A 7,096-nucleotide genomic window follows, 5' to 3' on the forward strand; every position below is an offset into this window, starting at 1 on the left:
TGCTGCAACCAGTGTGAAAGTAGGTTATTGTCAGGCTTGTTATTCGTAGTAGAAAAAAACCCCGCCGGTATCCGGTGGGGTTTTTTTTCGTCTGGTGGTTTTGTCATGACCACTGTTTGTGATTGGTGCTACAGTGCGAAACAAGCAAGCCACGAACCGCATAACGATGGATTATCAACAGCTTTCCGCTCAGCGCCGCAGCCATCCGGCATGGCGCTTGCTCGCCGCCGATCATGCACCAATGATCGCGAGCTTTCTGCATCGTCATTTTATTGTACCGAATATACGTACGCTCGCGCGCCAGCAGCTGGCGTCGCAATTGGACGATCATCTTTATCATTTGCATGAAGTTGCTGGGGAGGTGTTATTCCCTAAAACTGCGGTGGCATATCTGGATGACTGGGCGTCTGATGAACGCGGCTGGTTGCGTAAATATTATCCTGCCGGCCAGGACGAACCGCATTACGATCTGACTTCGCCGACCGAACAGGCGATAGCATGGTTACTTGGCCTGGGGCAGCGCCAGTTCATAGGCACGGAATCGCGGCTGATGACGGTATTCGACTTGTTGCGCCAGATTATCGATGGCACGGAACTCAATCCGCGTACCCGTATCGCCGAGTTACAAAAACGCAAGGCGGCGATCGATGCCGAAATCCAGCAAATTGGTCTAGGCCGACTCGACATGATGGAGCCGACACAGATACGTGAACGTTTCTTGCAAATGTCGTCGACCGCGCGTGAACTGCTGTCGGACTTTCGTGCCGTCGAGCATAATTTTCGTAGCCTGGACCGCTCGGTGCGCGAGCGTATTGCCACCTGGGATGGTAGCAAGGGTGAGTTGCTGCAGGATATATTCGGCAAACGTGACATCATTGCCGACTCCGACGAAGGTAAAAGCTTCCGTGCATTCTGGGACTTGCTGATGTCGCCGTCGCGCCAGGATGAATTGACGGCACTGCTGGGTGCAGTGCTGGCACTCGATCCGGTGCGCGAACTGGCTCCGGACAGCCGTTTGAACCGGATTCATTACGACTGGCTGGAAGCGGGCGAAGTGACCCAGCGCACGGTGGCGCGTCTGTCCGAGCAATTGCGGCGCTACCTGGACGATCAGGCCTGGCTGGAAAATCGCCGCATCATGCAATTAATACGCGATATAGAAAAGAAGGCGCTTAGTGCGCGTGGCGCCATCGAGCAGCCGGACTTCATTTCGATCAATGCCGCCGCGCCGGGCGTGGCCGTGCCGATGGACCGCACTTTGTTTTCACCGCCATTCAAGCCGGCCATTTCGCAGGGCATGCTCGCCGGGCCGGATGAGGCCATCCCATCCGACGCGCTGTTTGAACAAGTGTATGTCGACCGTTTAAAACTGGCATCGAATATCCGCCGCGCGCTGCAAAACCGCAAACAGATTACGCTGGCAGCGCTGGTTGCCGATTATCCGCTGGAACAGGGCCTGGCGGAATTGGCCACTTACCTGAGCCTGGCAACCCAGGAGCTGGCGAGTGCAATCGATGATACGCAGCAAGAAACCATCAGTTGGCGCGATGCGAACGGCCGTACCCGTCAAGCCACCTTGCCTTTACTTATTTTTAACGCATGATGAATTCTTCCAGTGAGCAGCATTACAGCCAGATCCTGATTGCCTTGATGCAAGGCGTGCTGTATCAGGAAAGTGATGCCGGTTTGTGGCAGTCCTTGCTGCTGCTACAGGCGCGGGTGCGCGACTATTGCCAGCAAATTGGCCTGGAACTGATACTTGATGAAGCCGAGGGCTATGCTTATTTACGTCAGCGCTCCACGCCAGAGGGCGAAGTTGCCTTGCCGCGCCTGGTGCCGCGGCGCCAGCTCAGTTATCCAGTGAGTTTAATCCTGGTGTTATTGCGCAAGAAGCTGGCAGAATTTGATAGCAACGCGGGCGACACCCGGCTGGTCGTCAGCCGCGAACAGATTACTGAACAATTACGCCTGTTCTTGCCGGACACCGCCAACGAAGCGCGTCTGCTCGACCGCATGGATACGCATTTGAACAAAGTGGTCGAGCTGGGTTTCCTGTACCGTTTGCGTGGACAGGAACAGCAATTCGAGGTGCGTCGCATTTTGAAGGCGTTTGTCGATGCGCAATGGCTCAGTGATTTTGAGCAGCGGCTCGATGATTACGCCAGCCATGGTGCGGGGCTGGCGGGTGAGGACGCATGATGCATACCTTGTTTGATGAGAATGGCGCCGACACGTCAGACAGCCTGCCGGCTTCTACGCTGGAGCGTGCCGGGTTTCGGCTGCATCACTTCGAGGTGTTCAACTGGGGCACTTTCCATGAACGGGTCTGGAAGCTGCATCCTGGTGGAGACAATCTGCTGCTGACCGGTGATATCGGTTCTGGTAAGTCGACGCTGGTCGATGCGATCACGACACTGCTGGTGCCGGCGCAGAAAATCTCGTACAACAAGGCGGCCGGGGCCGATGCCCATGAGCGCAGCTTACGTACCTATGTGCTTGGCCATTACAAATCGGAGCGCGGCGATGGTGGCTCGACGGCGCGCGCCGTTGCCTTGCGCGACCAGAACACTTATGCCGTGATTCTCGGCGTGTTTTATAACGAAGGCTACGACCAGACCGTAACCTTGGCCCAGGTATTCTGGTTGAAGGATGCGCGCGGGCAACCGGAGCGTTTTTATGTCGTAGCCGATAGCACGCTGGCCATCAGTGAGCACTTTGCAGGCTTTGGCACCGATATCAACCAGTTGCGCAAACGTCTGCGCGCCAGCAAGGGCGTGACTTTGCATGACAGCTTTCCGCCGTATGGCGCGGACTTCCGGCGCCGTTTCGGCATCGGCAATGAGCAGGCGATGGAATTGTTCCACCAGACCGTGTCGATGAAGTCGGTGGGTAACCTGACCGATTTCGTGCGTGAACACATGCTCGAAGCTTTTCCTGTCGAAGCCCGGATAAGCGCGCTGATTAGCCATTTCGACGATTTGAACCGGGCGCACGAAGCGGTACTCAAGGCCAGGCAGCAGATCGACCAGTTGCTGCCCTTGACCGGTGACTGCGCACGTCATGCCGAATTGCTGCTGCAGGACGAGCAATTGAAAGGGTGCCGCGAAGCGTTGCGGCCGTGGTTTGCATCGCTTAAAAGCGCCTTGCTCGATACGCGTCTGGCGAGTTTGCATCTCGAACTTGAGAAAGTCGCGTCACGGCTGGCCCGCTTGCAACAACTGCGCAACGAGCAAGGCCTGCGGCGCGATGCCATCCGCGAGGCGATGTCCGCCAATGGCGGCAATCGCCTGGCGCAGATCGAGGCCGAGATCGGGCGCCAGCAAAGCTTGAAGGATGAGCGGGCGCGCCGCTCGGCCCACTACGAGCAGTTGGCGCAGGCGCTGGGTTTGTCTGGCGCGGCCAGCGACGAGGGTTTTCGTGCCAATCAGCGCGCCATTGATAGTGGCCAGGAGAAATGCGTGGCGCTGCGCAATGAATGCCAGAACAGTCTGACCGAGGCGGGCGTGCTGGTGCGTGAACTGGGCGCCAGCCATGGTGAATTGACGGTGGAACTGGAATCCTTGCGCCAGCGCCGTTCGAATATCCCGGTCCAGATGCTGAAGCTGCGTGAATTACTGTGCGGCGCACTTGATTTACGCGGCGAGGATCTGCCGTTTGTCGGCGAGTTGATACAGGTGCGCGACGATGCCCATGAATGGGAAGGCGCTGCCGAGCGCCTGCTGCACAACTTTGGTCTGGCCTTGCTGGTGCCCGAAGTCCATTATGCGGCTGTCGCGGCCTGGGTGGACCGCAATTATCTGGGCACGCGCCTGGTGTATTTCCGCGTTCGTCCTATGAGCTTGGCGGAAACGCGGCCTTTGCATCCGGCTTCGCTGGTGCGCAAGCTGGCCATCAAACCCGATTCCGATTTTTATCTGTGGATAGAAGCCGAGCTGATGCGGCGTTTCGACTATGCCTGTTGCGAGAATCTGCAGCAATTCCAGCGCGAAAAACTGGCCATCACGCGCAATGGCCAGATCAAGGCGGGCGGCGAGCGCCATGAAAAGGATGACCGCCGTAATCTGCAAGACCGCACGCATTATGTGCTGGGCTGGTCGAACCAGGCCAAGATCGCGGTACTGGAAAAACAGGCGCGCGACCTGGCGGCGCGGATTTCCGCCCATCGCATACGTATCACTGCATTGAATCAGGAGATCAAAACCCATAACGACCAATTGGGACACTGGCAGCAACTGGCGGTATTCGCGCACTTTGGCGAGTTGGACTGGCAGCCGCTGGTGGTGGCGATCGAGCAGTTGATGCGTGAAAAGCAGACGCTGGAAGCGGCCTCTGATTTGTTGCGTGAATTACAGCGGCAACTTGATGAACTGACCGTGGCACAGGTTGAAACCGATGCCGGCGTCGGCCGCCATACGGGCGAGCACGCTACCCTGACCGAACGTCTGGAACAGGCCAATCGGCAATCCGGCGATTGCGCGGTGCTGCTGGAGGCGACGCCGGAATCGGCGCGTGCACTGTATTTTCCCTTGTTGCAAGGCTTGCAGGCCGAGGCCCTGGGCGAACACAAGCTGACGGTGGAGTCCTGCGACAACCGCGAAAAGGATATGCGCAGCTTTTTGCAGGCGCGTATCGACGCCGATGCCAAAAGAATCAATCACTTGCGCGACCGCATTATCAATACCATGAGCGATTACGTGAAAACGTGGCCGCTCGATACGCGCGAAGTCGACGTCAGCATTGACGCTGCCGCTGAGTTCGGCAAAATGCTTGCTGCCTTGCAGGCCGATGACTTGCCGCGTTTTGCACAGCGCTTCAAGGAGCTGCTGAACGAAAATACGATACGTGAAATCGCCGGCTTCCAGTCACAGCTCAAGCGGGAGCGTGAAACCATCCGCGAGCGCATCGATATCATCAACCGTTCGTTGCACGATATCGATTACAACCCCAACCGCTACATCGCACTGGAGGCGGAGCCTAACCTGGACGCGGACTTGCGCGATTTCCAGGGCGATTTGCGCGCCTGTACCGAGGGTGCGTTGACGGGTTCCAGCGACGAAGAATATTCGGAGGGAAAATTCCTGCAAGTCAAAGCCATCATAGAACGCTTCCGTGGCCGTAGCGGTACGGCCGAGTTAGACAAGCGCTGGACGCGCAAAGTGACCGACGTGCGCAACTGGTTTGTCTTTTCCGCCTCCGAACGCTGGCGTGAAGACGATCGTGAACACGAACATTACACCGATGCTGGCGGGAAATCTGGTGGACAAAAGGAAAAGCTGGCCTACACCGTGCTGGCGGCCAGCCTCGCGTATCAATTCGGGCTGGAGTGGGGCGTGATCCGCTCACGCTCATTTCGTTTTGTTGTCATCGATGAAGCATTTGGTCGCGGTTCGGACGAATCCGCGCGTTATGGCCTGGAATTATTCAAACGCATGAATCTGCAATTACTGATCGTCACGCCGCTGCAGAAAATCCACATCATCGAACCGTATGTCGCGGGCCTGGGCTTTGTGCACAGCGAAGAAGGACGGCAATCGATGTTGCGCTACTTGAGCATTGACGCATATCAAGCGGAACGCGCGGCGCGTGCGGCATGAGCTTGAAAGACCATGGCTGGACGACGCCTGCGACGATACACGCGCAATTGCTGCGCCTGTGGGAGAGCGGCCAATTGTTGTCCGCGCATATCAGTGGCGAGGCCTTGTTTCCATTGACACTCAATGTGCGCCAGCCGGCCGCCGCCAGTCTGGGCGAACAGTTCGACGAAGTACGGCGCTGGATACGGCAACTGGAAGAAGGCAGCAAGGCCGGTAAAGGATATGGTTACCTTATTACATGGCGTGATATTAATCATCGTCAACTGGGTCGCAACCGCCTGCCCGAAAAAGTTGTCTTGGCGGAGGAAGCGGATGCCTTGCGATTGATAGCCCGCACGAGCGAGATGCGGTGCTTTCAGCAATTGGCGGCGGCAACGTTGCATGTTTTTCCCCAATTGTCTGGCTGGCTGGTGCGCCGGACTATGGTGCTGCTGGAGCAGGCGCCAGCGTGGGGACGTATCCTGGCGATTCTGCAATGGTTTGTCTCCCATCCGCGTCCCCTGTTATATATGCGGCAGCTAGATATTGCCGGCGTCGATAGCAAATTCATTGAAACCCGCAAGGCATTGCTGGCGGAATTACTCGATCAGATCATGCCCGTTGACACGATCAGCGCCGACGCCGTCGGCACCCGTCAATTTGAAACACGTTATGGTTTGCTGGCCAAACCAGTGCTGATACGTTTTCGCATGCTCGATACCCGTCACTATATTGGCGGCTTGTCCGATCTGAGCGTGCCGCTTACGCAGTTTGCGCATATGCAGACTGCGTTCAACCGGGTGTTCATTACTGAAAATGAAATCAATGGCCTGGCTTTTCCGGATGTGCCGGATAGCATGGTGATTTTCGGCGGCGGTTACGGGATTGAGCGCCTGGCCGATATCGATTGGCTGCGGGACAAGGAGATTATCTACTGGGGGGATATCGATACCCATGGCTTTGCCATTCTCGACCGGCTGCGTGCGTTCTTGCCACAAGCCCGTTCCATGCTGATGGATCGTACAACACTGGAAACGCACCGTTCCTTGTGGGGACATGAGGAACGGCATAAACGCTATACCGGCGAACTGACCCGCTTGCATAACGACGAACATGTGTTATTCCATTTGCTACGTGACGATGTGCTCGATGAGTGTATTCGCATGGAACAGGAACGTCTTGGCTTTAACTGGGTCATGGCGGCAATACAAAATGTGTAGAAACACCCTGTTTCCCCTTGCTTCTGCGACAGCCCTTTGCTATAGTTCGCCTCCCCAATGAGACGCAGTGAAATGCGGCACTTGAGGATCACCGGAAACGGCGATGTAGTAAAAAAGAAGATTGACGGATTTAGTAAAATGCTTCATACTCTTTCTTCTTAGCAGCTGACAAACACAACGCTTTGTCGATAGCGCGAGAGTAGCAAATAAGCAGTAACCGAATAGAGTTCTTTAACAATTAACAGTCGATAAGTGTGGGCATTTGATGTCAGTGCAGCAGTGATCTTCGGATCGCTGTCAAAC

5 protein-coding genes are annotated in these 7,096 nt (G+C 56.3%); all 5 read left to right on the forward strand.

Translation table 11 applies throughout. The features are described 5' to 3' along the window. Positions 1-348: hypothetical protein (locus HDE72_RS27920; protein ID WP_260176995.1), on the forward strand; the 348-nt coding region annotated here is incomplete at its 5' end. Further along, entirely contained in the window at positions 242-1,603 is a 1,362-nt protein-coding gene (locus tag HDE72_RS27460; protein WP_260176994.1) for a DUF3375 domain-containing protein, read from the forward strand. The genes HDE72_RS27920 and HDE72_RS27460, both read left to right, overlap by 107 nt. After that, positions 1,600-2,199: a DUF4194 domain-containing protein gene (locus tag HDE72_RS27465; RefSeq protein ID WP_183748751.1), complete on the forward strand. Its 600-nt coding sequence runs from the start codon at positions 1,600-1,602 to the stop codon at positions 2,197-2,199. Before HDE72_RS27460 ends, HDE72_RS27465 begins: the two co-directional genes overlap by 4 nt. After that, entirely contained in the window at positions 2,196-5,594 is a 3,399-nt protein-coding gene (locus HDE72_RS27470; protein ID WP_183748753.1) for an ATP-binding protein, read from the forward strand. Before HDE72_RS27465 ends, HDE72_RS27470 begins: the two co-directional genes overlap by 4 nt. Beyond that, complete coding sequence (locus tag HDE72_RS27475; protein ID WP_183748755.1) at positions 5,591-6,793, forward strand: Wadjet anti-phage system protein JetD domain-containing protein; 1,203 nt, start codon at positions 5,591-5,593, stop codon at positions 6,791-6,793. Before HDE72_RS27470 ends, HDE72_RS27475 begins: the two co-directional genes overlap by 4 nt. Positions 6,794-7,096 lie beyond the last annotated feature (303 nt).

The organism is Janthinobacterium saanense (assembly GCF_014200675.1).
GTDB lineage: Bacteria > Pseudomonadota > Gammaproteobacteria > Burkholderiales > Burkholderiaceae_D > Janthinobacterium.